This is a genomic window from Lysobacter avium (assembly GCF_015209745.1).
GTDB classification, from domain to species: Bacteria; Pseudomonadota; Gammaproteobacteria; order Xanthomonadales; family Xanthomonadaceae; genus Novilysobacter; species Novilysobacter avium.
This window is the reverse complement of record NZ_CP063657.1, coordinates 1,356,921-1,382,023: the sequence shown is the minus strand read 5'-3', so window position 1 is coordinate 1,382,023 and position 25,103 is coordinate 1,356,921. Positions and strand designations below refer to the sequence as shown.

Sequence of the window (25,103 nt, the reverse complement as noted above, 5' to 3'; positions counted from 1 at the left end):
AGGAGTTACAAGTAATGTCTAATAAACTACTTGTCCGACGTGCGGCCGTTCTGGGCGCCGGCGTCATGGGCGCACAGATTGCTGCGCACCTGACCAATGCCGGCGTCGACACGGTGCTGTTCGACTTGCCGGCCAAGGAAGGAAACCCCAACGGCATCGTCGACAAGGCGATCGCCAACCTCGCCAAGCTCAGCCCCGCTCCGCTGGCGGACAAGCGTCTCGCCGGCCGTATCACTGCGGCCAATTATGAGACCGGCCTGGATCAGCTCGCCGACTGCGACCTGATCATCGAAGCAATCGCCGAGCGCATGGACTGGAAGCAGGACCTGTACCGCAAGATTGCCCCGCACGTCGCAGATCACGCCGTGCTGGCCAGCAATACCTCCGGTCTGGGCATCAACAAGCTCGCAGAAGTATTGCCCGAGCAGTTGCGTCCCCGCTTCTGCGGCGTGCATTTTTTCAATCCGCCGCGCTACATGCATCTGGCGGAACTGATTCCGGCCCGCACGACCGACGCAGGCGTGCTCGAGTCGCTGGAAACCTTCCTGACCACCACCCTGGGCAAGGGCGTGGTGATCGCCAAGGACACGCCGAACTTCATCGGCAACCGCGTCGGCGTGTTCTCGATGCTGACGGCGATGCACCACACCGAGCAGCTCGGGCTTGGCTTCGACACGGTGGATGCGCTGACCGGTCCCGCCATCGGGCGCCCGAAATCGGCGACCTATCGCACGGCAGACGTGGTCGGGCTGGACACCATGATGCACGTCATCCAGACGATGGCGGACACCCTGCCCGACGATCCGTGGCACAAGTATTTCAAGGCGCCAAAATGGCTCGCAGCGCTGGTGGAGAAGGGCGCTCTGGGTGCCAAGACCGGCGCCGGGTTCTACACCCGCAAGGGCAAGGACATCCTGGTGCTCGACCTGGAAGCGCAGGACTACCGTCCCTCCGCTCCGGAGTTGGATCCGGACGTCGCAGCGCTGCTCAAGGAACGCGATCCCGCGAAGAAGTTCGCCGCCCTGCGCGCGAGCGAGCACCCTCAGGCGAAGTTCCTCTGGGCGTGCTTCCGCGACACCTTCCACTACAGCGCGTTCCACCTCAAGGACATTGCCCAGACCGCGCGCGACGTGGATCTCGCGATGCGCTGGGGTTATGGCTGGTCGGTCGGTCCGTTCGAGAGCTGGCAGGCAGCGGGCTGGAAGCAGGTGGCCGACTGGATTGCCGAGGACATCGTGGCCGGCAATGCGATGAGTACTGCCACCCTGCCCGACTGGGTCTTTGAGGGCCGCGAGGGCGTCCACGTCGCCGATGGCAGCTACAGCCCCGGCCGCGACGCGATCGTGCCGCGCTCGTCCAACCCGGTGTATGCGCGGCAGCGGTTCCCGGACGCGCTGCTGGGCGAGAAGCCCTCACAGGGACGCACCGTGTTCGAGAACGACGGCGTGCGCATGTGGGCCGATGAAGGCGACGACATCGCCGTGGTCGGCTTCAAGACCAAGATGAATACCGTCTCCGACCACGTGCTCGATGGACTGCAGGAAGCGATTTCCCGCGCGGAGAAGGAGTTCTCCGGACTGGTCATCTGGCAGGCCAGGGAGCCCTTCTCTGCCGGCGCGGACCTCTCAGGAGCGCTGGGATTGCTGCAGGCCAACGACATCAAGGGCTTCGAGTCGATGGTCGCCAACTTCCAGCGCACCAGCCAGCGGATCAAGTACTCGCTGGTGCCGGTGGTTGCCGCCGTGCGCGGCCTGGCATTGGGCGGCGGCTGCGAGTTCCAGATGCATGCGGCGCGCACGGTGTTCGGGCTGGAGAGTTACGTCGGGCTGGTGGAAGCGGGCGTCGGCCTGCTGCCCGCCGGCGGCGGCCTGAAGGAGCTCGCAGTGCGCGCATCCGATGCGGCCGGGCCCAACGGCGATGTCTTCGCCGAGCTCAAGAACGTGTTCGAGACCATCGCCATGGCCAAGGTGGCGACCTCGGCCATGGAGGCCAAGTCGCTGGAGCTGGCGCGCGAGGACGACGTGGTCGTTTTCAATGCCTTTGAGCTGCTCCACGTCGCCAAGGCGCACGCCCGCGCCCTGGCGGAATCCGGCTACCGCCCGCCCCTGCCCGCTCGCCGGATCCAGGTGGCAGGCGATGTCGGCATAGCGACTTTCAAGATGCTGCTGGTGAATATGCTCGAGGGCCGGTTCATCTCTGAACACGATTACGAGATCGCCAGCCGCATCGCGACCGTCATGTGCGGCGGCGAAGTCGACCGCGGATCGCTGGTCGACGAGGAGTGGCTGCTGAAGCTGGAACGCGAACATTTTGTCGAGCTGGCGCAGATGCCCAAGACCCAGGCCCGAGTGGCCCACATGCTCAAGACCGGCAAACCCCTGCGCAACTGAGTGACGACGAGGACAACACCATGACCAAGCAAGTACAAGACGCCTACATCGTCGCCGCCACCCGCACGCCGGTTGCCAAGGCCCGTGGCGCTTTCCGCAATACCCGACCCGATGACATGCTCGCCCACGTGCTCAAGGCCGTCATTGCCCAGGCGCCGGGAATCGATGTGAGCCGGATCGATGACGCAATCATCGGCTGCGCGATGCCCGAGGGCGAGCAGGGAATGAACGTGGCCCGCATCGGCGTGCTGCTGGCAGGCCTGCCCGACACGATCGCGGCGCAGACCATCAACCGTTTCTGCTCCTCCGGCCTGCAGGCGGTGGCGCTGGCGGCCGACCAGATCCGTCTCGGCAACGCCGACCTGATGCTCGCCGGCGGCACCGAGTCGATGACCATGGTGCCGATGATGGGCAACAAGATCGCGCTATCACCCAACGTGTTCAAGGACGACCACGTCAACATCGCCTACGGCATGGGCATCACTGCCGAGAAGGTTGCCGAAGAGTGGAAAGTGAGCCGCGAGGACCAGGATGTGTTCGCGCTGGAATCCCATCTGAAGGCGCTGGCAGCAATTGAAGCCGGTGAGTTCCGCGACGAGATCACTCCGCTGGAGGTCATCTCGCACGTTCCCGACCTTGAGCGCGACAGCATCCGCGAGAAACGCACGCTGGTCGACACCGACGAGGGCCCGCGCGCCGGTTCCACGATTGAAGGCCTGGCCAGGTTGCGGCCCGTTTTCCGCAACGGACAGTTCGGGGGCACGGTAACCGCGGGCAACAGCTCGCAGATGTCCGATGGCGCCGGCGCGATCCTGCTCGCCTCTGCCCAGGCCATCAAGGACTACGGCCTGACGCCGTTGGCGCGCTTCGTCAGCTTCTCCGTTGCCGGGGTGCGGCCGGAGGTGATGGGCATCGGCCCGATCGCCGCGATTCCCAAGGCGCTCAAACAGGCCGGCCTGACCCGGGACCAGATCGACTGGATCGAATTGAACGAGGCGTTTGCGGCGCAGGCCCTGGCCGTGATCCGCGACAGCGAGCTGGATCCGGCCAAGGTCAACCCGCTGGGCGGAGCGATCGCGCTGGGTCATCCGCTGGGCGCGACCGGAGCGGTCCGCACCGCGACGATCCTGCACGGGATGCGCCGGCGCCAGCAGAAGTACGGCCTGGTGACGATGTGCATAGGTACCGGCATGGGTGCTGCGGGCATCTTCGAAGCGCTTTAAGCAGAAGCGCTGGAAAAAAACCTGTGCACTGAAACAAGCGAAGGGAGCCGGGCGAAAATGCACGGCTCCCTTCCTTTTTATTTGCCCGAACCTTGGCTGGCGCTGTGTGTTTCAGCGCACCCCCCCCGAGACGCTCTGCGCCAACTACGGGACGGCCTACTCCAGTTCGCGCAGACCCATTTCATTCAGTGCGTCGCGCATCATTCCCTGCGCTGCCTCGCTGAGCTTCTCGTGGTCCAGCGCGTAGCGGATGGTGGCGCCGATCAATCCAAGATGCGTCCCGCAATCGAAACGCGTCCCCTGAAACCGGTAGGCGTCAACCGCCTCCTCCACCAGCAGCGCGGCGATGGCGTCGGTGAGCTGTATCTCGCCGCCCGACCCGGGAGTGGTGCCTTCCAGCAAGCCAAAGATGCGTGGACTGAGCACGTAACGACCGACCACGGCCAGGGTGCTGGGAGCATCGGCCGGACTCGGCTTTTCGACGATGGCGCGGATGCGACCCTGCCGGCCGCTGAATTCGTCCGTGGCGACGATGCCATAGCTACCGGTCTTCTCCCGCTCCACATCCTGCACTGCGATCACGCTGGCACCACTGGACTCCGCGGCATCGGCCATCTGCTTCAACGCACCCGCGCCCCGGTTCCAGATCAGGTCGTCGGGGAGGATGACCGCGAACGGTTCATTGCCGATCACCGGCTTGGCGCACAGCACCGCGTGACCCAGGCCGAGCGCTTCGGTCTGGGTGACGAACACCGCGCGCACACCTGGCGGAAGCGGGTTGCGCACGAGCTCCAGTTGTTCCAGTTTCCCCGCCGCTTCCAGCTTGTCTTCCAGCTCGTAGGCCTTGTCGAAGTAATCGGCGACGGCATGCTTGTAGCGGTTGGTCACGAACACCAGGGTGTCGCAACCGGCCTCGATCGCCTCATCGACTGCGTATTGGATGAGTGGCCGGTCGATGATCGGCAACATCTCCTTGGGCACGGTCTTGGTGGCGGGAAGGAAACGGGTCCCCAGTCCTGCGACCGGGAACACCGCCTTGCGAATACGTTGGGACATCAATTCTTCCTTGAAGCGTGGGAGGGGAACGCCACCACCGTGGTGGGAGCGGCGACGGGGACCGCGTGCGATCCGATCGGCTGGAATTCGGGCACGGTACGTCGCAGGACGACGTCGAGCGCGGACAGGTCATAGCGGCCTGCGGCATCGCGCAGGCGCTCAAGTGCCTGGTGGATCTCGCTGACAACCACGGCGCGTGGCTCGGCCTGGAGGATCTTGGGGTGCGCGGTGGCGCGATAGCGTTCGTCGGCGTGGAACAGGGTCTCGTGCAGCTTCTCGCCCGCCCGCAGTCCGGTGTAGACAATCGAGACGTCCCGCCCCGGCTGCTTCCCGGCCAAGCGGATCATCTGTTCGGCAAGCAGGCGGATCGGCACCGGCTCGCCCATGTCGAGCGTGTAGATCGCCTCCTGGCTGCCGATTGCCGACGCCTGCAGGATCAGCTGGCAGGCTTCCGGGATGGTCATGAAGTAGCGCGTCACCTCCGGGTCGGTGACCGTCACCGGCCCGCCCCGGCGGATCTGCTCACGGAACAGGGGCACCACGCTACCTGCCGAATCCAGCACGTTGCCGAAGCGCACCGTAACGAACCGGGTACTGCGCGGGTCCACCAGCGACTGGCAGACCATCTCGCCAAGACGCTTCGTAGCGCCCAGGATGTTGCCCGGATCCACTGCCTTGTCAGTCGAGATCAATACAAAAGTGCCTACATCCGCCTCGCGGCAGGCGCGGGCAACCGTCTCGGTCGCGAGTACGTTGTTGCGCACTGCCTCGCGGAGCTGGGTCTCCAGCAGGGGAACCTGCTTGTAGGCCGCCGCGTGGAAAACCGCTTCAGGCTGCGACGCCTCAAGCGCGTGCCGGATAACCGCGGGATCGCCGCAATCGCCAAGCACCGGGATGTACTCAAGATCCGGAAAGTCACGGCGCAAGCTCGCCAGCACGGTTATGAGGGCGAACTCGTCCTGCTCCACCATCGCAATGCGACGCGCGCCGTGACGCGCGCACTGCCGACACAACTCCGATCCGACTGAACCGCCTGCGCCGGTAACCAGGACCGCGCGCGCACCCAGCCAACTGCGTATCGCTTTCCAGTCGGGCAACACCTGCTGGCGTCCGAGCAGATCCTCAATGGCGACTTCCTTCAACTGTCCCGGCAGCGACCGACCCTCCAGGGTGTCGCGCAGTCGAGGCACCATCCGGAAGGGCAAGCCCGAGCGCTCGCATGCGGCGACGACGCGCTGCATTTCGTTTGCGCTTGCAGAGGGCATTGCGATGACCAGAAGCCGAGCCGCAGTCTCCCGGGCGATTTCGGCCACCTCTTCCACACCGCCAAGAACGGGAATGCCCTGGACCTTGCTTCCGCGGAGCCGGCGCGCATCATCCAGGAACCCAACGGGCTGATACGACCCTAGACGACGCAGGTCGCGCACCAGCGCATCCCCGGCATGACCGGCACCAAGGATAAGGATGCGCACCGATGCGGCATCCGTCTGGTCGTTGTGGCTGTCCTTCCAGGCGCGATACAGAAGCCGCGGTGCCCCGAGCATGCCCATCAGCACGAACGGGTACATCAGCAGGACGGTGCGCGAGACAAGCTCAAGCCGGTTGTAGAGAAACAGACCCAGAACAATCGCAAACAGACCGAGTGCGCACGCCTTGAATATGTTCCAGAGGTCGGGAACGCTGGCGAATCTCCACAGTCCGCGATACAGGCCCACCTGCCAGAACACCAGCCCCTGCGCAGCGAGCACCATGGCGATCTCGGTCGACCAGAGCGGCAATTCGGGCGGCGACACCATCACGCCGTATCGCACACGGTGAAGAACCACCCAGACGATCCAGACCATCGCAAGGTCGTGCACCACAACCGCCGAACGCGGCACCGCACCCGACCATCGCTCACGCCATCTAGTCATTTGTCACCTGTTGTTTTTATATGCGATTCCATTCGCTCCAGCCGCCACCAGACCACCGATGCGGCCAGATACGTCACCACACACAGCGCAAGCGCCAATACAACCGGCGTTGAGCGGAGCACGATCATCACGGCGACAGTCGTCGCCGTCCATGATGCGTATGCCAATGTGACCCTCGTGTGTCCAACCACGCGGGCCCATGCCTGGTAAGCGTGTCGAGTATGCGCCTCCCACCATCGCTCGCGCTGAACGACGCGCTTCAGCAGGGTCAAGCCGGCATCCACCATGAAAGCCGACAAGGGCAGCAACAGCCAAAGCGCTGCCGCGCCCTCGGTCAGCGCAGCAATCGTTCCCAGCCCCGCGAGACAGTAACCGATGCCGCCACTGCCCCCATCGCCGAGGAAGATGCGCGCACGCGGAAAATTGAACGGCAGGAAGCCTGTGCAGGACGCCGCAAGTGCGCCAGCCAGGAGCGCCCATGAGCCGCCCAACAGCCAGGCGAGCGCCAGCGCCAACAGCAACGCCTGACTTGTGGCCAGGCCATTGATACCGTCCATGAAGTTCCAGATGTTGGTCAGGACGATCACCGAAAGAAACGCCATCGCGCTCAGCCACGAGTTCCCCGCTGCCATCTGCACGCTGATTGCCAGCACCATTCCGGCGAGCGCGTGGACGGCCAGGCGCAGACTCGCCGGCAACGGCCGGTGGTCATCCACCATTCCAACGGCTGCAACCAGGACGAACCCGACGCCGAAACCGCCGAGCAACCAGCGTTGCGAGGGGTCGCGCAGCGCCAACGCGACGATCGCGACCAACATCGCAACGACGATCGCGATGCCGCCGCCGCGCGGGGTGGCTACCTGGTGGCTGCGCCGCTCCCCGGGATGATCGAGGAGATCACGCTGCAGCGCGTAGCGGCGCGCCAATAGCGTCCCCGCCGCTGCAATCAGGAAGTGCAGGAGCAACCAGAGGAGCAAGCGGTCACACCACCGCGTAGTTCAGGAGTGGCTTGACGGTGCCCCACTCCTTGCAGCTCGGGCATTGCCAATGATGGCTGCGGGCCCCGAAGCCGCAATGATTGCACCGGTAGCTCGGATTGCGGACCAGCAACTGCTCGGTGATGTGCTTCAGGTCATGCAGGGTCGCCAGCGGATCCGCGCCCTCAGCGATGCTCAGCTCCATCAACGCGGCTTCGCCACGCACGGAGGGTCGGTCCTTGAGCTCGTTGGCCAGATAGGCGCGCGCGGCAGCAACGCCGTCCTGACTCTCGACCATTTTGGTCAGCGCCAGGACCGGGGCGATGCCACGATAGTGCTCGCACATCTCGGAAAGAAACGCTCTCGCCCCGGAGCCATCTCCGGTTCGCTCATAGGACGACAACAGCGCCGGCATCACTTCTGGCAGGTAATCGGGATCGGTACGGGCCACGCGCTCGAAGGCGCGGATTGCGCCGGCGTCATTTCCCGATTCCACGTCCAGACGCCCTTCCAACATTCCGGCACGGACCGAATTGGCGTCCGCCTGATACGCACGCGCGACCGCAGCGCGTGCCGCGTCCACGTCACCTGCAGCGCGGTGGCGATCTGCCAGCTCGCATTCGAACTGGCCGATCAACTTGCCCATCGACTCACCGGTCGCTGCCTCGTAGCGTTGGGCATTTTCAATGGCCTTGTCCCATTCGCGCTCGGACTGGTAGATGTGGATCAGGTGCCGCAGCGCCAGCGGCGCCCGCATGTCCAGGTCCACCAGATCGCTGAACACCGTCTCCGCGCGATCAAGCAGCCCGGACTTCATGTAATCCTCGCCCAGCGCGAGCAGCGCCTGCACCTTCTGCTGGTCGCTCAGGCCTGGACGTTGTACGAGCGCCTGATGCAGGCGGATGGCCCGGTCAACCTCGCCACGTCGACGGAAAAGATGCCCGAGTGCAACCTGGGTCTCGAAAGTGTCCTTGTCGAGTTCCGCGATATGCAGGAAAAGCTCGATCGCCTTGTCCGGCTGTTCGTTGAGCAGGTAGTTGAGGCCGCGGAAATAGGTGGTGGAAAGCCGGCTTACCTGCGTGGTGCTGTGCCGCTCACCACCGCGTCTGCCCACCACCCAGCCGCCGAGCGCCGCCAAGGGCACCAGTACAAAGAACCAGAACCACTCGCTGATGAAGTCCATTTACGGAACTTCCTTTGCAACGGTCGGGAGGCTTGCATGCTGCCTCTGCGCGTTCGCCAGGCGACGACGCAGTGGCCACACCACGCTGGCGCTGATCGCCAATCCACCGACGATCACGCCAACAAGCAGACACGCGAGCATAACGATGCCGAGGTTGGAAGCTACATGGCCAAAGCCCACGTCAATCGACACCGCCTGCCGGTTGAGTGCGCCGAGGACTGCACCAAACGCCAGGCAAACAATCGCCACCAGAAACCGGATCACTCGCATGACAATCTCCTGGTTGCTGCGTCCATGAAAAACAGCTCATCGGATTGGAGGCGAGGCGTCGCAGCCCCCGATCCGTGCATAGCCGACGGCGGGCTCAATCGGCCTCATCCACTGGCATCGCGTCACTGACACGTTCGCGCAGTTCCTTGCCTGGCTTGAAGTGGGGCACGTGCTTGCCGGCCAGTGCAACGGACTCGCCCGTCCGCGGGTTGCGACCCATGCGAGGCGGACGGTAATGCAGCGAGAAGCTGCCAAAGCCACGCACCTCGATGCGCTCGCCATCGGCGAGTGAACTTCCCATCATCTCCAGCAATGCCTTCACTGCCAGATCCACATCTTCGCCCTTCAGGTGCGGCTGGCGCTGGGACAGGATCTCGATCAGTTCGGACTTGGTCATGGGAATCCGGGCGGCGGCTAGCGGCCATCTCAAAATATGGGGGTGTGTGGTTCAAACGAAGTACGGCCCGGCCAAAGCCGGGCCGTACTTGTCTTGCTACAGCCAGGTAACGTCAACAGCGCGCCATCCGGACAGGACAGCGCGCCGATGCGGATTACTCCGACTTGTTGCTGTTCAACTGCTCACGCAGCAACGCGCCCAGCTTGGTCGTACCGCTGGCGGCCTCCGCGCTGGCGCGGCTGTAGTCGGAGACGGCTTCCTGCATTTCCGCCTCGTCCTTTGCCTTGATCGACAGCTGCATCGTGCGGCCCTTGCGGTCCATGCCGATGAAGCGCGCTTCGATCTCGTCGCCGACCTTGAGCACCTTGCTGGCGTCTTCCACCCGATCCTTGGAGATGTCGCGAGCCGCCACGTAGCCTTCGATGCCGTCCGCCAACTCGATGGTGGCGCCCTTCTCGTCGACTTCGGTGACCTTGCCGGTGACGATCGAGCCACGGGTGTTGGAGGCCATGAACTGGCCGAACGGGTCCTGCTCCATCTGCTTCACGCCCAGGCTGATGCGCTCGCGCTCCGGATCCACGGCCAGCACGACAGCTTCCAGGGTGTCGCCCTTCTTGTAGTTGCGGACCACGTCCTCGCCGGTGGTGTTCCAGCTGATGTCGGACAGATGGACCAGGCCGTCGATGCCGCCGTCCAGGCCGATGAAGATGCCGAAGTCGGTGATCGACTTGATCTGGCCTTCGACCTTGTCGCCCTTCTTGTGCAGGACCGAGAAGGTCTCCCACGGGTTGGACGAGACCTGCTTCATGCCCAGCGAGATGCGGCGACGCTCCTCGTCCACGTCCAGCACCATGACCTGGACCTCGTCACCGACCTGCACGATCTTGGACGGGTTGACGTTCTTGTTGGTCCAGTCCATTTCGGACACGTGCACCAGGCCTTCCACGCCCGGCTCGATCTCCACGAACGCGCCGTAATCGGTGACGTTGGAGACCTTGCCGAACACGCGGGTGTCGGCCGGGTAGCGGCGGGCGATGTTGTCCCACGGATCCTCGCCCAGCTGCTTCAGGCCGAGGCTGACGCGGTTGCGCTCGCGGTCGTACTTGAGCACGCGGACGTCCAGCTCCTGGCCGACTTCCACGACTTCGGACGGATGGCGCACGCGCTTCCAGGCCATGTCGGTGATGTGCAGCAGGCCGTCGATGCCGCCCAGGTCCACGAACGCGCCGTAGTCGGTGAGGTTCTTGACCACACCCTTCAGGATGGCGCCCTCGACCAGCTTCTCCATCAGCTGCTCGCGCTCTTCCGAGTGCTCGCTCTCAACCACCGCACGGCGGGAGACGACGATGTTGTTGCGCTTGCGGTCCAGCTTGATCAGCTTGAACTCGAGTTCCTTGCCTTCCAGGTAGGTCGAGTCGCGCACCGGGCGCACGTCAACCAGCGAACCGGGCAGGAAGCCGCGGACATCCTTGATGTCGACGGTGAAACCACCCTTGACCTTGCCGCTGATGCGGCCCGTGATGGTCTCGTTGTTCTCGAGCGCTTCTTCCAGCTCGTCCCACACCATCGCGCGCTTGGCTTTCTCACGCGACAGGACGGTCTCGCCAAAGCCATTCTCGATGGCATCCAGCGCGACCTTGATCTTGTCACCGACAGCGATGTCGATCTCGCCGTCGTCGTTACGGAACTGCTCGATGGGCACGATGCCTTCGGACTTCAGGCCGGCGTTGATCACGACGACGTCGCTTCGGACTTCGACGACGGTACCAACAACGATGGAGCCAGGCTTCAGGTTCGAGAGGTACTGCTCGCTCTGTTCGAACAGTTCTGCAAATGATTCGGTCATTAGGAAAATATCCGTGTGAACACACGGGTCGCACCGGCTGGCATCGTTTCCCACAGGGGATAACGCAAGCAGCACGTGGTCGACCCACCCGTTGATGTGGTGCGGAGGAGCTGCACCATGTGTCGGTTGGTTGATCCGCCGCGGAATTGCGACGGGACTGTTACAGCGGTATTGCGGTGAAGCTCACTGCGCAGGGGCCAGCAACGCCAGGACCCTGTCCACCACATCGTCGATTGCCATGCCTGTGGTATCAATGGTCACGGCGTCTGCGGCCGGTCGCAAAGGTGCCACGGCACGGTTCGCGTCGCGGGCGTCACGGGCGAGAATCTCCCGTAGCAGCCCCGCAAATGTAACGGAAACCCCCTTGTCCTTCAACTGCTTATAGCGTCTTTGCGCCCGTTCGTCCGCGCTGGCGGTCAGGAACACCTTGTGGGCCGCGTCGGGGAAGATGACCGTCCCCATGTCCCGGCCGTCGGCAACCAGGCCCGGAGCGCGCCGGAACGCGCGCTGCCGGTCCTTCAGCACCTCGCGCACTTCGCCGATTGCCGCGATCGCCGATGCGGCCGCGCCAGCGGTTTCCATCCGCAGCTCGTCGGTTGCGTCGGTGCCGTTGACGAGCACGCGCAGTCCGTCTTCCCGCTCCTCGAAGTCGACCCGGGTATCGAACGCGCAGCGCACCAGCGCTGCCGGGTCCCCCAGGTCGATGTCCTTCCACCCTGCGGCGACGCCGACGGCGCGATAAAGTGCGCCGGAGTCCAGGTAGTGCCAACCGAGCCTGGCGGTCACCAGGCGGCTGATGGTTCCTTTGCCGGAGCCGGATGGGCCATCAATCGTCAAAACCGGGGCGGAATCGGATGTTTTTTCGCTTGGATTGCTGTTCATCGCGCTATTATGCCGTCCGCCGATCGCCCGGAAGCACCGCAAAGACGTTGGAGCGGTTGCCCGACCTCTGGCGAGCTGCCTCAGGTTGACTTGAAGCGCCCGGATGCGCTTGATTGCCATGCAATTACCCGCTAACATTGCGGGCTTGCTATTTTCCCACTGTTGCCGAGGTCTCTCATGAAGGTCCTGTCCTCCCTGAAGTCGGCGAAGGCCCGTCACCGCGACTGCAAGGTCGTTCGCCGTCGCGGCAAGGTCTTCGTGATTTGCAAGTCGAACCCGCGTTTCAAGGCGCGCCAGCGCTGATCCACGGGCGCTTCCTGCGCTTCGCCAGAAAGCCGCCTCCGGGCGGCTTTCTGCTTTCCGCCGGCAGGATCCGGACTCGTGCGTCAAAGCCGTCGCGCTCCTGATGGCGACCACGCGGCCGTCTCGTCCTTGTGCTTACAATCCCGCTTCAGAATCCGTCCATGGAAATTGGGAAATGACCAACAAGACCGGTATCGCCAGCCTTTCACTGCTCGCCGTGCTCATTTTTGCCGCTCCGGCGTCAGCGGATACGCTTCTGATCGATCGCACCGGGCAGCTCAACCAGGCAGCGGTGCCAGCTCGAGGCGCCAGCATGGCGCAGGTCCAGGCACGCTACGGCGATCCGACGCAGCGGCTTGATCCGCGGGGTGGTCAGAAAAGCCAGTGGCCGACCATCAATCGCTGGTTCTATCCCCAGTTCACGGTCTATTTCGAGCGGGACCGCGTGATCGACGTCGTCGCGAATCAGGCGATGAGCACTGAAATCGGCCCGAAGCCGGCCATACGATAAGCCCCCTTGCAAGCAAGCCCCATGACCGAAACGATGCGCTTTCCCGCCGAGTGGGAGCCCCAATCGGCGATCCTGATTGCCTGGCCGACGGCCGGGACCGACTGGGCCGACCGGCTGGGCGAGGTGGAGGAAACCTACATCGCTCTGGTCTCGGCGATCACCCGATTCCAGCCGGTGCTGATCTGCGTGGCCGACGAGGATGTCGAGGCGTACGCGCGTGCCCGCCTGGCGTCGGCGCGTGTCGATATGCAGCGGGTCCGGTTCATCGAGGTCGCATACGACGATACCTGGTTGCGCGATTCCGGTCCGATCAGCCTCAGGGCGAACGAAGAATTCCGCCTGCTGGATTTCCGCTTCACCGGCTGGGGGGGCAAGTTTGACGCCAGCCTTGACGATCGCCTTGTCGAGGCATTGTTCGAGCGCGACGTGTTCCGTCGCAGCCGGCGGCAGGACATCGACTTCGCCCTGGAAGGCGGCGCAATCGAGACCGACGGCGAGGGAACCCTCCTTACCACGTGGACCTGCCTCCACGAGCGTCATCCGGACGCAACGCGGGAGGAGCTCGAGCAGAAACTGTCGCACCACCTGGAACAGCGACGCGTGCTGTGGTTGGACCATGGTTATCTGGAAGGCGATGACACCGATGCCCACATCGATACGCTCGCCCGCTTTGCCGCGCGCGATGCCATTGTCTACCAGGCCTGCGACGACGAGACCGATTCGCATTTCGTTCCGCTGCAGGCAATGGGGAAGGAACTGGCCGCCCTGCGCACGGTCGAAGGCAAGCCGTATCGGCTGTTTCCCCTGCCCTGGCCGGGCCCGGTCATGGATGGCGACCGCCGGCTCGCGGCAAGCTACGCGAACTTCCTGATCATCAACGGTGCGGTGTTGATGCCCGCTTACGGGGACAGCATGGATGATGAGGCCGCAGCAATGCTCGCAAACGCATTTCCGGGCCGTGAGGTGATCCAGGTCCCTTGCCGGCCACTGATCTGGCAGAACGGCAGCCTGCACTGCATCACGATGCAACTGCCCGACGGCGTCGTCTGATCCGCGCCACCGGTGCGCGGCACCTGCAGTCGAGCGCTCATATTCCACCTATCGAATCATCGGAACCGTCATGAAAACCAGGACACTCCCCGTTGCGCTGATCCAGGATCGCGCCGTCATCGACCGCGGCGCCGGCAACGCCGAGGCCAACCTGGCGCAGATCGAGCAGCGCGTCGCCAAGGCCGCCGCTGACGGCGCCCGCCTGGTCCTGTTGCAGGAGATCCACAACGGCCCGTACTTCTGCCAGCACGAGTCGGTGGACGAGTTCGACCTCGCCGAGCCCATCCCCGGGCCCAGCACCGACCGCCTGGGTCGCCTGGCTGCCAAGCACAAGGTGGTGATCGTCAGCTCGCTGTTCGAGCGCCGCGCCGCCGGGCTTTACCACAACACCGCCGTGGTCCTGGAAGCCGACGGCAGCATCGCGGGCAAGTACCGCAAGATGCACATCCCGGATGACCCGGGTTTCTACGAGAAGTTCTACTTCACGCCGGGCGATACCGGATTCGAGCCGATCGACACGTCCGTCGGCCGGCTCGGCGTGCTCGTGTGCTGGGACCAGTGGTACCCGGAGGCCGCACGCCTGATGGCGCTGGCCGGCGCTGAACTGCTGCTGTACCCCACTGCCATCGGCTACGACCCGGAAGACGACCAGGCAGAGAAAGACCGCCAGCGAGAATCGTGGATCGTCAGCCACCGGGGCCACGCGGTCGCCAACGGTCTGCCGGTGCTGAGCTGCAACCGCGTCGGGCATGAGCCTTCTCCGCTGGGTACTGCGGGGGTCGACTTCTGGGGTCACAGTCACGTGCTGGGTCCGCAGGGCGAGTTCCTGGCAATGGCAGGCGACGGTCCGGAGATCCTGATGGCCGAGGTCGACCTGCAGCGCAGCGAGGACGTGCGACGGATCTGGCCGTTCCTGCGCGACCGGCGCATCGACGCCTACGACGATCTGCTCAAGCGCTATCGCGATTGATCCCGTTGCGCTCGCGCGCCACCCCCAACACGGTTGTACTTAGATGAGCGATACCCCACTGGCGGCCACCGCCGATTTCCTGCATGGCCAGCCGCACGAGGTCGTCGAGCGCGACGGTGTCCGCTACACCCTGCTGGGCACGGCCCATGTGTCGCAGGCGAGCGTGGAGGCGGTCCGCGATGCGATCGGCAGTGGCCGATTCGACGCCGTGGCCGTGGAACTCGACGAAGCCCGCCTGCAGGCACTCTCGGACGCGGATTCGATGGCCAAGCTCGACCTGGTGAAGGTGATCCGCACCGGCAAGACCGCGATGTTCGCCGCCAACCTGGCGCTCGCGGCCTACCAGCGCCGGCTCGCCGAGCAACTCGGCGTCGAGCCCGGCGCCGAGCTCAAACGGGCGGTGCTGGAGGCGCGTGCGCGGGACATGCCGGTGCACCTGATCGACCGCGACGTCGGCCTGACCTTCAAGCGTGCATCGGCGCGGCTGGGCTTCTGGGGCCGGGCGAAACTCGGTGGCGGACTGCTGGCGGGACTGCTGGCCGATGACGAGGTCGGCGCCGAGGAAATCGAGAAGCTCAAACAGGGTGACATGCTCGAGGCCAGCTTCAACGAGTTCGCCAGCGAAAGCCCTGCGGTGTACGAGACCGTCATCGCCGAGCGCGACCGCTACATGGCCGCGCGCCTGCGCCAGATCCGCGAGGACACCAACCACGACGGTTCACGCGAGGTGCTGGCGGTGGTCGGCGCCGGCCACCTGCAAGGCTTGGCCAGGCATTTGCGCGAGGAAACCGCCCCCGCCGGCGCGATCCGCGAGGAACTCGAGTCCCTCGCGCCCAAAAGCAGCATTCCATGGTTCACCCTCATCCTGTCCACCGTAGTCATCGGCGGATTCGCCTGGGGCTTCTGGCAGGGCGGGATCGATGTGGGTTCCGACCTGCTGCTGCAGTGGATCCTCGCCACGGGCCTGCTCGGCGCACTGGGTTGCGCGATTGCCGGCGGCCATCCGCTGAGCATTCTGGTGGCGTTCGTCGCCTCGCCGATCACCCCGCTCCACCCTGCCCTGGCGTCCGGCACCCTGAGCGCGCTGACCGAGGCATGGATCCGCAAGCCGACCTACGCCGACTTCATGGCCCTTCGCGCCGATGTGCAGACCGTGCGCGGCTGGTGGCGCAACCGCGTTTCACGGACGCTGTTGAACTTCTTCCTGACAAGTCTGGGCACGGCCATCGGGGTCTGGACCGGCGGCTTGAAAATGCTGGGAACACTGTTCGGCTGATTGTCCGACCCGGCACCGCACCGCCAGCGGCGCGTCAACGCACCGCGTACGGCGTTTCCTTCAAACTGCTGTCTGCTCCGGCGTTCCACCATCCGCCCCCACTCCCCTCGCCCTGCGCGCCATCCGCGCCGTCGCGTTGCGCATATCGTCGAGGATCGCGTAGATGGTCGGCAGGAACAGCAGGCTGACCAGGGTCGAGAACGCCAGTCCGCCGGCCACCGCACGCGCCATGGGCGAGTACGTCAGGCCGCCCAGCACGACGGTATTGCTCAGCGAGATGGGGATCATCGCCAGGATCGCCGTGCCCATCGTCATCAGGATCGGCCGCAGGCGCTCGCGACTGCCTTCCACCAGCGCATCGGTGCGTGACAGACCGCGGCGACGCAGGTTGTTGATGTGCTCGACCATCACGATGCCGTTGTTCACCACCACACCCATCAGCACCAGGATGCCGATGAAGGCCATCACCGAGAACGAGGTGCCGGTCAGCCAGAACAGCCAGAACACGCCGAAGATCGAGAACACCACGCAGCTCATGATCGCCGACGGGAATACGAGCGACTCGAACACCGCGGCCATGACCACGTAGATCATCACCAGCGCGATGATCAGGTTGAACATCATCTGGTTGACCGCTTCGGCATCGTTCTGGAACGAGCTGCCCTCAAAGCTGTAGCCGTAACCAGGTGGAAACGCCACGCTGTCCAGCGTCTGCTCGATCGCCTTGCGCGCGTCGGGGGTGGTGGCATCGCCGGCCAGGTTGGCCTTGATCACCAGCGAGGTCTGCCGGTTCGTCCTGCGGATCTCGGTCGCCGCGGCGCTGGTATCCAGATCCACCATGGACAGCAACGGAACGTCGCGACCGTCCGCCGAGCGCACGGTAAAGGCGGCGATGTCGGAGACGTCGAATTGCTCGGCACCGGCGAAGCGCACCCATACCGGCACCTCGGTCTGGCCGCGGCTGAAGTCCCGCAGCTGCGCGCCGCGCAGGGCCAGGCCGACGAACCGCGCCACCTCGTCTGCACTGAAGCCGAATGCGGCGGCCCGCTCGCGGTCGACCCGCACGTTCAATTCGTTGTTGCTGTCGCCGGCATCGATGCGGACATCGCGCAGTTCCGTTCGCCGGGCAAGCAGCGGCACCACGTCATTGGCCAGCGCGGTCAACACCTCGGTTGAATCCCCGACCAGTTGGACCTGCATGCCCTCGCCAGTGCCGCCGCCCTGGTTGCCCTGTTCGTCGATGCCGATCTTGCCGCGCGCGGACTTGGGCAGGCCCTTGCGAATCTCCTCCACCAGTTCCCCGGCGTCGGCGACGTCGCTCTTGAAGGTCACCATCGTGCCGGCGTCGTTCCCCGCGCTGAACCACGAGTAGACCTGGGCGATCCTTAAACGGTCGCGGTTTTCCTCCAGATATGCCTCGACGCGGGCGACCTCCTCGGACACCTGATCCTTGCTGTAGCTGCCGTTCAAGTTGTAGGCGATATTCGTGTCGCCGCCCTGGTTGCCGCCGAACATGTCGAACTTGGTCTTCGTCATCGGCACCACGCTGATGGCAATGATCAGCACGATTCCGGTGATGCTCCAGCCGCGATGCTCCAGTGTCCAGCGCAGGAAACGCGCATAGCGAGTCTGCAGCCGCCGGATCAGTCCGTGATCGTTCTGCACCGCCGCCGGCGTCTTCATCCTCGAGGACAGCATCGGGATCAGGCTCACCGCCACCAGCCACGACGCCAACAGCGACACCGAGATGGTGATCGCGATCTGCGACATGAATATGCTGATGTTGTTGACCTCGCCCAGCAGGTTTGGAACGAACACGATGCAGTGGCACAGCGTGCCTGCCGACAGGGCGATGGCGACGTTGCGTGTGCCCACGATCGATGCGCGCACCGGCTGATCGGGCATCCGCTCGCGCTCCTGGTAAATGCTCTCCACCACCACCACCGCGTTGTCGACGAGCATCCCGACCGCCAGCAGCAAACCCATCAGGCTGAGGACATTCAGGCTGACGCCGGCGAAATACATGAAGCCCAGAGTCATCACGAAGCAGATCGGGATCGCCAGCGTCACCATCAGCGTCGACGGCCAGTGGCGGAGGAAAAAGAACAGCACCGCGACCGACAACAACAGGCCGATGCCGCCGGCTTCGGCCAACTCCAGCAGCGAGTCGGTGACGTCCTTGCCCTGGTTCTCGATGACCTTGAAATCAACGCCACTCAGGCTGGGCTGGGTGCGGATCCGGTCCAGTTCGGCGAGGACCAGCCTGGATACCTCCACCAGGTTGGCATTGCGCTCCTTGAAGATTTCCAGCGCCACGGCGGGCCTGCCATCCAGCCGCCGGCCCACATCCAAACGCGCGGAGCGCAACTGGACATCAGCCACGTCAGCAAGGCGCAGGCCCGTGGCGTTGAGCGGCAGCTCACGCAACTGCTCGATCTGGTTGATCTCACCGATCGGCTGGACCCGCAGACGACGCCCACCGTCTTCGATCTGACCGGCAGATACGGAAAAGTTAGCTGCCTGCAGGCGTTGGGTCAGCTCATTGAGGTTGAGGCCGTGCGCGACCAGGCGATCGGGATCGATCGCCACCTCGACCTCGTTGGCCGCCGCACCGCCGATATCGACCTTGGCGACGCCGGGGATACGCTCCAGCGGCGTCTTGAACTCGCGGTCGATCAGGTCGTACTCGCCGCTCATGTCCATCTCGCCGGCCAGCCGCAGCCGCATGATCGGCTGGTCGGTGGTGGAGAACTTGAACACGAAATAGCGGCGCAGATCGTCGGGCAACTCGTCGCGGATGGCATCGATGCGCTCGCGCGCCTCCGATGCGGTGATCTCCACGTCGCGGCTCCAGTCCGAGAACATCATGAAAACCGCGGCGCCGTCCGAGCTCGCACGTCCCTGGATGCCCTTGATGCCGCTCATCGTAGCCAAGGCTTCTTCTGCCGGGCGCAGGATGTTGCGCTCCACCTCTTCCGGCGTGGACCCCGCGTAGGGCAGCTGCACGAACACGAACGGGGCGGACACGTCCGGCAGCGCTTCCAGGGGCAGCCGTACCGCAGCGATCAGCCCGATCGCCACCATCGATACAAACAGCATGATCGTGGTGACCGGCCGGCGCAGGCTGATCTCGGCGATACTCATGCAGCCGGCTCCGGATTTCCCGTCGCCACTGGCAGGATGTCATCGCCGCGCCGGGCACGGTTGCGGTAGTACTCGTCCGGGCGCCGGTCCAGCAGGTCGTAGACGACGGGGATCACGACCAGCGTCAGCAGGGTCGATACCAGCAATCCGCCGATCACGGTGATTGCCATCGGCGAGCGGACCTCGGCACCTTCCCCGAAGGCCAACGCCAGCGGCAGGAAGCCGAACAGCGTGCTCAGCGTGGTCATCACGATCGGCCGCAGGCGCGAGCGGGCGCCCTCCACCAGCGCCTCGCGCTTGGCCACGCCGGCCTCGCGCAGCTGGTTGACCTTGTCGATCAGGATGATCGCATTCTTGGTCACCAGCCCGACCAGCAGGATCAGCCCGATGAACACCACCACCGACACCGGCGAGCGCGTCAGCAGCAACGCCAGCACCGCGCCAACCATGGCCAGTGGGATCGTGAACAGGATGACGAAGGGATGCAGCAAGGACTCGAACTGCGAGGCCATGACCAGGTAGACCAGGAAGATCGCCAGCCCGAACGCGAACAGCAGGGAACGGATTGAACTCGAAAGCTCTTCGCCCTGGCCGCCGATGTGCATCTGCACCTCCGCGCCCAGCGGGTTTTCCGCGACCAGCTTCCGCACTTCCAGTACCGCGCTGCCCAGGTCGATGCCCTGCAGGTTGGACGAGACCACCGCGACCCGGACCTGGTCGGCGCGATGAATCTCGCTGGGACCCGTGGTGGACACCACATCGGCCACCGAGCCCAGCCGCACCGACTTCCCGCCGGCATTGATGATCAGGTTGCGGATGTCGTCCACCGAGCCCCGGTCGCCCTCCTTCACCCGTACCAGGACGTCGATCTTGCGGTCGCGGAAGCTGTAACGCGTGGCCACGTCACCGCGCACCTTGGACACCACTGCATCGGCGATCTGCCGCGTGGTCATTCCGAATGCGGCAGCGCGTTGCTGGTCGAAGTGGATCTGGATCTCCGGGAAGCCCTGCTCCACCGTTGAGCTGACGTCCGTGTAGTGCAGGTTGGCGCGCAACAGTGCCGCCATCCGCTGACCGGCCTTGCTGATGGTCTCCAGGTCCGGCCCGGCGAGTTCGATCTCCAGCGGCATCGAGAAGCTGAACAACTCCGGCCGGCTGAAGTCCACCTGGGCCGATGGATACGCCTGCATGCTCTCGCGCAACGCATCGCTCATCGACGCTTCCAGCCGCTCGCTGCCGCCGTTGCTCATCACGATGTTGAGCTTGCCGATGTTGTCGCCACTTTCGGTCGGGCTGGCATCCAGCCGCGTGCCGCTTCCGCTGACGCCGTAGAGCGCGTGGATGCCCTCGGTCCCGGCATGCTTTTTCTGCAGCTCGCGCACCAGCGCATCGGTTTCCCGCAGCGGGGTTCCCGGCGGCAGCTTGACTGTCATGTCGAAGCGGTCCTGGGCCAGTTGCGGGATCAGATCCGCGCCCAGCAGCGGCACCAGCAGCAACGCCAGCACGAACGCCGCGCCCGCAGAAACCAACACCAGCCCCGGACGGCCCAGCGCCGCAGGCAGCAGCCTGAGATAGCCCCGCTCCGCGCGCGCATAGGGTGCCATCGCAAGGTCGCTGGCCTTGCGCATCACCGGCTCGACCACGGCAACGATGGCGCGCCAAAACCGCACCACCAGCCAGGCGGCGCCAAACAGCACACCGCTGATCGCCGCACCGATGCCTCGGCGCGTCGCCGCGACCGGCTTCTGCCACCGGCGCCTCGCCTGCCACTGCGGATGTGGTGGCTCTTCGGGGAAGGACTCGGAGGGTCGGCCGCGCAGCGCACTCAACATCGGGATCAGCGTCATTGCCACAGCCAGCGAGATGCCGATCGCAATCGCCACGGTCAGCGCCTGGTCGCGGAACAGCTGGCCGGCTATGCCCTCCACGAACACCAGCGGCAGGAACACCGCCACCGTCGTCAGGGTCGAGGCCACCACCGCCATGCTGACCTCGCCGGTCCCGACAATCGCCGCCTCCAGAATCCCCAGGCCACGTTCGCGCGCCTTGGCGATCGACTCCAGCACCACGATCGAGTCATCCACCACCAGCCCGGTGGCCAGCGCCAGCCCGCCCAGCGACATCACGTTGAGGCTCAGCCCGAGCTGGCCCATGAAGAAGAAGGTGGTGATGATCGAGACCGGCAGCGACAGGCCGATCACGAAGGTGCTCCAGCCGTCGCGCAGGAACAGGAAGATCACCAGGATCGCCAGCAGGCCGCCGATCACCGCGTCCATCTTCACGTCGCTGATCGCATTGCGGATGAAGGTCGACTGGTCGTCGATGACGGTCAAGTCGATATCCGGTGGCACCTGTTTGCGGATCGTCTCCAGCCGTTCGTGGATCGCATCTGCGGTGGCGACGGTATTCGCATCGCCCTCCTTGTAGATCGCCAGCTCGACGGCTTCGCGGCCGTCCAGGCGGATGATCGCCTCGCGTTCCTTGTGCCCCTGGACGACCTCGGCAATGTCCTTCAGGCGCACCGGCTTGCCGCCGGCAACCGTAGTGGCGTCACTCGATGACGCGCTCTGTACCGACGCCGCCGCAGCCATGGCATCGGCGGATCCGGAGGCCGCCGCGACGCGCGCCATCTGCATCGCTGCGTCGGCGGCCGCGTCGCCGCCCCCACTGCTCGTGGTCACCAGCATGTCGCGGATCTGGTCCACGCTGGAAAACTGGTTGACGGTCCGCACCAGGTAGCGCTGCGAGCCCTCCTCAAGGCGTCCGCCGGAGATGTTGATGTTCTCCTGCTCCAGACGCCGGGTGACGGTCCCGATAGGCAGGTTCAACTGGGCGAGCTTTTCCTGGTCAACCAGCACCTGGATCTCGTCCTCCAGTCCGCCGCCGACCTTGACCGCGGCCACGCCGAGCACCGGCTCGAGCTTCTTCTTCAGGTCGTCGTCGGCGTAGTGGCGCAGTACCGCGAGCTGGCGTAACTCGTCGCCTTCCGTCCTGGACGACAGTGCCAGTCGGACGATCGGCTCGGTCGAAGGGTTGAAGCGCAGCAGCACTGGCGGCTTGGCCTCCAGCGGCAGTTGCAGCGACTCCATCTTGTCGCGGACTTCCAGCCCCGCGGTATCCATGTCCGTGCCCCAGGCGAACTCGAGCACCACATCGCTCTGGCCCGTGCGCGAGACGGACTTGAGCTTGCGCAGCCCCTTGACCACGCCAACGGCCTCCTCGACCGGCTCGGTGATCAGGGTCTCGATCTCGGTAGGCGCCGCGCCGATGTATTCGGTACGCACGGTCAGCGTCGGGTAGCTCAGATCCGGAAGCAGGTTGACCTTCAGGTTGCCCAGCGCGATGAAGCCGAACAACAGGAAGCTGATGGTGATCATCGCCACCGTGACCCGCCGGCGGGTGGAGAATTCCACCAGGTTGAAGCTGCGGGCCGGCTGCTGTTCCGGAGGGTGCGGTGCTCGTTCCATGACGTCGTTCATCGCCGGGCCCGGATTACTGTGCGGACTCGGCGGTCGCCGAGACCGGCGTGTCGCCGATCACCGTCACCGCGCTGCCATCCCTCAGGGCCGTCTTGCCTGCGATGACGACTCGGTCGCCTATCGCAAGTCCCTCGCGCACCTCGACCCAGTTGCCGTCGGTGTATCCGAGTTGGACAGGCGCACGACGGACCTTTCCGTCCTCGACCACGAACACCGCCGGATCGCCTTCCCCTTCCAGCAGCGCGTTGCGCGGCACCACGGCGGCGTCGGCACGCTGGTCGTAGTTGATGCTGATCCGGCCAAACATCCCTGCTTGCAGGCCGCCGTCGCTGTCGAAACGGGCGATGACCCGGAAGGTGCCGCTGCCGGCATCGACCACCGGCGATATCCGTTCGACCGTGCCCCGGAACGACTTGCCCGGCAAGGCATCCACCGCCAATTCTACCGGCAGGCCCACCGCCATCGTTGCAAGCTCACGTTCGGGCACGTTGAGGGTCGCTTCGAGGGTCGAGGTATCGACGATCCTCACGATCGGCGTATTGATCTGGATGAAATTGCCCGCCTTGGGCGGCACCGAGGCCACGACGCCGTCGATCGGGGCCTTCACGTCCGCGTAGGAAAGTTCCAGGTTGGCCATGCGGTTTGCGGCCTGCGCGTTGGCGAGGTCGTAGCGGATCTGGTCGTAGTCCGCGGCTGCGATCAGCTGCTCGGCGGCCATCTTCCGCGCGCGCTCGAACTGGTTGCTCAACTTTCCCACCTGCGACGCCGTCTGTGCGACCTGCAGGCGGGCGCGGTCGGAATCCAGCCGCACAAGCGTCTGCCCGGCCCGCACGTTCTCGCCCTCCGATACCAACACCTTCAGCGCCACTCCGGACGTCTTGGCGACGACCTGCGCCTCCACCGAGGCTTCCAGCGGAGCGGTGCCGGTGTAGCTGGCAGCCATGGATCGCGTCTCCACCGGTGCCACCTCAACCGTCACCGCCTCCTTTTCTTCGGCGTCGCCCTTCCCGGCGGCATCGGCTCCCGCCGCCCCACCCTTGCAGCCTGAGAGCAGCAGCGCGCACACGAGCAGGGAGCCGCAGGCACGAAGCCAGACATTGCCGCTGGAATTGGCGCGATGTTGCATTGGAGACCCCGGTGGTGTGATTTTGGAAGGAGACAGCCCGGTCGCAATGCCGGTGTTGTAGATAAGTATGTCACCAACACTTCACCACCGGAATGCGCCGAAGGTCATGCCGATGCGACCTGCAATTATCGCCTGCAACGGGCGGCCGTTTGCGACAATTGCCCTTCGTTGATCGATGAACGCAAGCTATACTCCGAAAATTGCGCGGCGCCCGCGGCGATTACACACTGCCCAAGCCGGCCTGAATTTCGCCAGCCACACGAGATTGCGGATACCTATGATGCGACTGCTGACCATTGCCGCTGCCCTGGCGCTGACCCTTGCTGCGGCCCCTGCCGCCGGGCAGGAGCCCGCCCACGCATCGGCCAGTGCCCAGAACGGCTACGAGCTCACCTACACCTGCCAGGGCTGTCACGGGATCGACGGCTACAAGAACGCCTACCCCAACTACCACGTGCCCAAGCTGGGGGGACAGTCGGCGGACTATCTGGTCAATGCGCTCACCGCCTACCAGAACGGCACCCGCTCGCATCCCACGATGCGTGCACAGTCCCAGGGCTTTTCCGAGCAGGACATCGCCGACATCGCCGCATTTCTGTCCAACGTGAAGTAGGAACGCAGCCCCATGACGATCCGCAAAACATTCGCCATCGCCCCTGCGGTCCTTGCCGCCGTCGCCATGATCGCCCTGTCCGCCTGCTCGCAGACGCCGGCGGATCCTTCCCACTCCTCGTCCGCCGGGCTGCCGCAGGGATACGTCGCGGCCGGCGAGCAGATGGCCAATGCCAAGGGCGCGGCAACCGGCCAGTCGTGCATCGACTGCCACGGCGCTGATGGCAACGCGCCGATCGACACGACCTACCCGGTCATCGGTGGCCAGTACCAGGACTATCTCGCCTACGCCCTGCAGAGCTACCGCGATGGCAGCCGCGACCACGTCATGATGTCGATGCAGGCCAAGGCGCTCACCGACCAGCAGATCGCCGACCTGTCGACGTACTTCGCATCGCGTCCGAGCAATCTGGTCAACCTGACGGGCTCGCACAAGAAGTAGCGGAACCCGGGCGCGGCAAGTACCTCCGCCCCGTTGCTTCGATCAGGAAAAAA

Annotated in this window: 20 protein-coding genes; 9 read left to right on the top strand and 11 right to left on the bottom strand. The window is 64.9% G+C overall.

Annotated elements, in window-relative coordinates:
- Window positions 1–14 precede the first annotated feature (14 nt).
- Window positions 15–2,390, top strand: coding sequence for a 3-hydroxyacyl-CoA dehydrogenase/enoyl-CoA hydratase family protein (locus tag INQ42_RS06265; protein WP_194035620.1), 2,376 nt, complete (start codon window positions 15–17; stop codon window positions 2,388–2,390).
- 20 nt (window positions 2,391–2,410) lie between these two features.
- Complete coding sequence (locus INQ42_RS06260; RefSeq protein ID WP_194035619.1) at window positions 2,411–3,613, top strand: acetyl-CoA C-acyltransferase; 1,203 nt, start codon at window positions 2,411–2,413, stop codon at window positions 3,611–3,613.
- Between the two features lie 156 nt (window positions 3,614–3,769).
- Here the strand turns inward: INQ42_RS06260 and galU are convergent, their stop codons facing one another.
- The 8 genes from galU to cmk form a co-directional block, all read right to left on the bottom strand.
- On the bottom strand, window positions 3,770–4,669 hold the full coding sequence (gene galU, locus INQ42_RS06255) for a UTP--glucose-1-phosphate uridylyltransferase GalU (protein ID WP_194035618.1): 900 nt from the start codon (window positions 4,667–4,669) through the stop codon (window positions 3,770–3,772).
- Window positions 4,669–6,582 (bottom strand): polysaccharide biosynthesis protein, encoded by a 1,914-nt coding sequence (locus INQ42_RS06250; protein ID WP_194035617.1) that lies wholly within the window; start codon window positions 6,580–6,582, stop codon window positions 4,669–4,671. The genes galU and INQ42_RS06250 overlap by 1 nt, the downstream gene beginning before the upstream one ends.
- A complete protein-coding gene (locus INQ42_RS06245; protein WP_194035616.1) occupies window positions 6,579–7,559 on the bottom strand; it encodes an MraY family glycosyltransferase in 981 nt (326 codons plus the stop codon). Before INQ42_RS06245 ends, INQ42_RS06250 begins: the two co-directional genes overlap by 4 nt.
- A gap of 4 nt (window positions 7,560–7,563) precedes the next feature.
- Complete coding sequence (gene lapB, locus INQ42_RS06240; RefSeq protein ID WP_194035615.1) at window positions 7,564–8,742, bottom strand: lipopolysaccharide assembly protein LapB; 1,179 nt, start codon at window positions 8,740–8,742, stop codon at window positions 7,564–7,566.
- A complete protein-coding gene (locus INQ42_RS06235) occupies window positions 8,743–9,012 on the bottom strand; it encodes a lipopolysaccharide assembly protein LapA domain-containing protein (RefSeq protein ID WP_194035614.1) in 270 nt (89 codons plus the stop codon).
- 94 nt (window positions 9,013–9,106) lie between these two features.
- Window positions 9,107–9,409, bottom strand: a complete 303-nt coding sequence (locus tag INQ42_RS06230; RefSeq protein WP_043959472.1) for an integration host factor subunit beta — start codon at window positions 9,407–9,409, stop codon at window positions 9,107–9,109.
- Between the two features lie 154 nt (window positions 9,410–9,563).
- Window positions 9,564–11,255 (bottom strand): 30S ribosomal protein S1, encoded by a 1,692-nt coding sequence (gene rpsA, locus INQ42_RS06225; RefSeq protein WP_194035613.1) that lies wholly within the window; start codon window positions 11,253–11,255, stop codon window positions 9,564–9,566.
- A gap of 183 nt (window positions 11,256–11,438) precedes the next feature.
- Window positions 11,439–12,137: a (d)CMP kinase gene (gene cmk, locus INQ42_RS06220; protein ID WP_194035783.1), complete on the bottom strand. Its 699-nt coding sequence runs from the start codon at window positions 12,135–12,137 to the stop codon at window positions 11,439–11,441.
- A gap of 177 nt (window positions 12,138–12,314) precedes the next feature.
- Here cmk and ykgO point away from each other — a divergent pair, with 177 nt between their 5' ends.
- The 5 genes from ykgO (at window position 12,315) to INQ42_RS06195 (ending at window position 16,247) form a co-directional block, all read left to right on the top strand.
- Complete coding sequence (ykgO, locus tag INQ42_RS06215) at window positions 12,315–12,440, top strand: type B 50S ribosomal protein L36 (RefSeq protein ID WP_010342887.1); 126 nt, start codon at window positions 12,315–12,317, stop codon at window positions 12,438–12,440.
- Window positions 12,441–12,615: 175 nt separating this feature from the next.
- Window positions 12,616–12,951, top strand: a complete 336-nt coding sequence (locus tag INQ42_RS06210) for a hypothetical protein (RefSeq protein ID WP_194035612.1) — start codon at window positions 12,616–12,618, stop codon at window positions 12,949–12,951.
- A 21-nt stretch (window positions 12,952–12,972) separates the two neighbouring features.
- Window positions 12,973–14,001: an agmatine deiminase family protein gene (locus INQ42_RS06205; protein ID WP_194035611.1), complete on the top strand. Its 1,029-nt coding sequence runs from the start codon at window positions 12,973–12,975 to the stop codon at window positions 13,999–14,001.
- A gap of 70 nt (window positions 14,002–14,071) precedes the next feature.
- On the top strand, window positions 14,072–14,971 hold the full coding sequence (locus INQ42_RS06200; RefSeq protein WP_194035610.1) for a carbon-nitrogen hydrolase: 900 nt from the start codon (window positions 14,072–14,074) through the stop codon (window positions 14,969–14,971).
- Window positions 14,972–15,014: 43 nt separating this feature from the next.
- Complete coding sequence (locus INQ42_RS06195) at window positions 15,015–16,247, top strand: TraB/GumN family protein (protein WP_194035609.1); 1,233 nt, start codon at window positions 15,015–15,017, stop codon at window positions 16,245–16,247.
- Window positions 16,248–16,307: 60 nt separating this feature from the next.
- Here INQ42_RS06195 and INQ42_RS06190 read toward each other — a convergent pair whose 3' ends face one another.
- The 3 genes from INQ42_RS06190 to INQ42_RS06180 are packed head-to-tail and all read right to left on the bottom strand — an operon-like array spanning window position 16,308 to window position 23,996.
- Window positions 16,308–19,391, bottom strand: a complete 3,084-nt coding sequence (locus INQ42_RS06190) for an efflux RND transporter permease subunit (protein WP_194035608.1) — start codon at window positions 19,389–19,391, stop codon at window positions 16,308–16,310.
- Window positions 19,388–22,858: an efflux RND transporter permease subunit gene (locus INQ42_RS06185; RefSeq protein WP_228064461.1), complete on the bottom strand. Its 3,471-nt coding sequence runs from the start codon at window positions 22,856–22,858 to the stop codon at window positions 19,388–19,390. Before INQ42_RS06185 ends, INQ42_RS06190 begins: the two co-directional genes overlap by 4 nt.
- 25 nt (window positions 22,859–22,883) lie before the next feature.
- Window positions 22,884–23,996, bottom strand: a complete 1,113-nt coding sequence (locus tag INQ42_RS06180; protein WP_194035606.1) for an efflux RND transporter periplasmic adaptor subunit — start codon at window positions 23,994–23,996, stop codon at window positions 22,884–22,886.
- Window positions 23,997–24,276: 280 nt separating this feature from the next.
- Between INQ42_RS06180 and INQ42_RS06175 the strand changes: the two genes are divergently transcribed.
- Entirely contained in the window at window positions 24,277–24,609 is a 333-nt protein-coding gene (locus tag INQ42_RS06175; RefSeq protein WP_194035605.1) for a c-type cytochrome, read from the top strand.
- Window positions 24,610–24,621: 12 nt separating this feature from the next.
- Window positions 24,622–25,050 carry a c-type cytochrome gene (locus INQ42_RS06170; protein ID WP_194035604.1) on the top strand — a complete coding sequence of 143 codons (429 nt, stop codon included), beginning with the start codon at window positions 24,622–24,624 and terminating at the stop codon, window positions 25,048–25,050.
- The last annotated feature ends 53 nt before the right edge of the window (window positions 25,051–25,103 follow it).

Bases quoted from the DNA above. Each gene is read 5' to 3' on its own strand.
- INQ42_RS06265 (WP_194035620.1), top strand. From the start codon at position 15: ATGTCTAATAAACTACTTGTCCGACGTGCGGCCGTTCTGGGCGCCGGC.
- INQ42_RS06260 (WP_194035619.1), top strand. From the start codon at position 2,411: ATGACCAAGCAAGTACAAGACGCCTACATCGTCGCCGCCACCCGCACG.
- galU (WP_194035618.1), bottom strand. From the start codon at position 4,669: ATGTCCCAACGTATTCGCAAGGCGGTGTTCCCGGTCGCAGGACTGGGG.
- INQ42_RS06250 (WP_194035617.1), bottom strand. From the start codon at position 6,582: ATGACTAGATGGCGTGAGCGATGGTCGGGTGCGGTGCCGCGTTCGGCG.
- lapB (WP_194035615.1), bottom strand. From the start codon at position 8,742: ATGGACTTCATCAGCGAGTGGTTCTGGTTCTTTGTACTGGTGCCCTTG.
- INQ42_RS06235 (WP_194035614.1), bottom strand. From the start codon at position 9,012: ATGCGAGTGATCCGGTTTCTGGTGGCGATTGTTTGCCTGGCGTTTGGT.
- INQ42_RS06230 (WP_043959472.1), bottom strand. From the start codon at position 9,409: ATGACCAAGTCCGAACTGATCGAGATCCTGTCCCAGCGCCAGCCGCAC.
- rpsA (WP_194035613.1), bottom strand. From the start codon at position 11,255: ATGACCGAATCATTTGCAGAACTGTTCGAACAGAGCGAGCAGTACCTC.
- cmk (WP_194035783.1), bottom strand. From the start codon at position 12,137: ATGAACAGCAATCCAAGCGAAAAAACATCCGATTCCGCCCCGGTTTTG.
- ykgO (WP_010342887.1), top strand. From the start codon at position 12,315: ATGAAGGTCCTGTCCTCCCTGAAGTCGGCGAAGGCCCGTCACCGCGAC.
- INQ42_RS06210 (WP_194035612.1), top strand. From the start codon at position 12,616: ATGACCAACAAGACCGGTATCGCCAGCCTTTCACTGCTCGCCGTGCTC.
- INQ42_RS06205 (WP_194035611.1), top strand. From the start codon at position 12,973: ATGACCGAAACGATGCGCTTTCCCGCCGAGTGGGAGCCCCAATCGGCG.
- INQ42_RS06200 (WP_194035610.1), top strand. From the start codon at position 14,072: ATGAAAACCAGGACACTCCCCGTTGCGCTGATCCAGGATCGCGCCGTC.
- INQ42_RS06195 (WP_194035609.1), top strand. From the start codon at position 15,015: ATGAGCGATACCCCACTGGCGGCCACCGCCGATTTCCTGCATGGCCAG.
- INQ42_RS06190 (WP_194035608.1), bottom strand. From the start codon at position 19,391: ATGAGTATCGCCGAGATCAGCCTGCGCCGGCCGGTCACCACGATCATG.
- INQ42_RS06185 (WP_228064461.1), bottom strand. From the start codon at position 22,858: ATGGAACGAGCACCGCACCCTCCGGAACAGCAGCCGGCCCGCAGCTTC.
- INQ42_RS06180 (WP_194035606.1), bottom strand. From the start codon at position 23,996: ATGCAACATCGCGCCAATTCCAGCGGCAATGTCTGGCTTCGTGCCTGC.
- INQ42_RS06175 (WP_194035605.1), top strand. From the start codon at position 24,277: ATGCGACTGCTGACCATTGCCGCTGCCCTGGCGCTGACCCTTGCTGCG.
- INQ42_RS06170 (WP_194035604.1), top strand. From the start codon at position 24,622: ATGACGATCCGCAAAACATTCGCCATCGCCCCTGCGGTCCTTGCCGCC.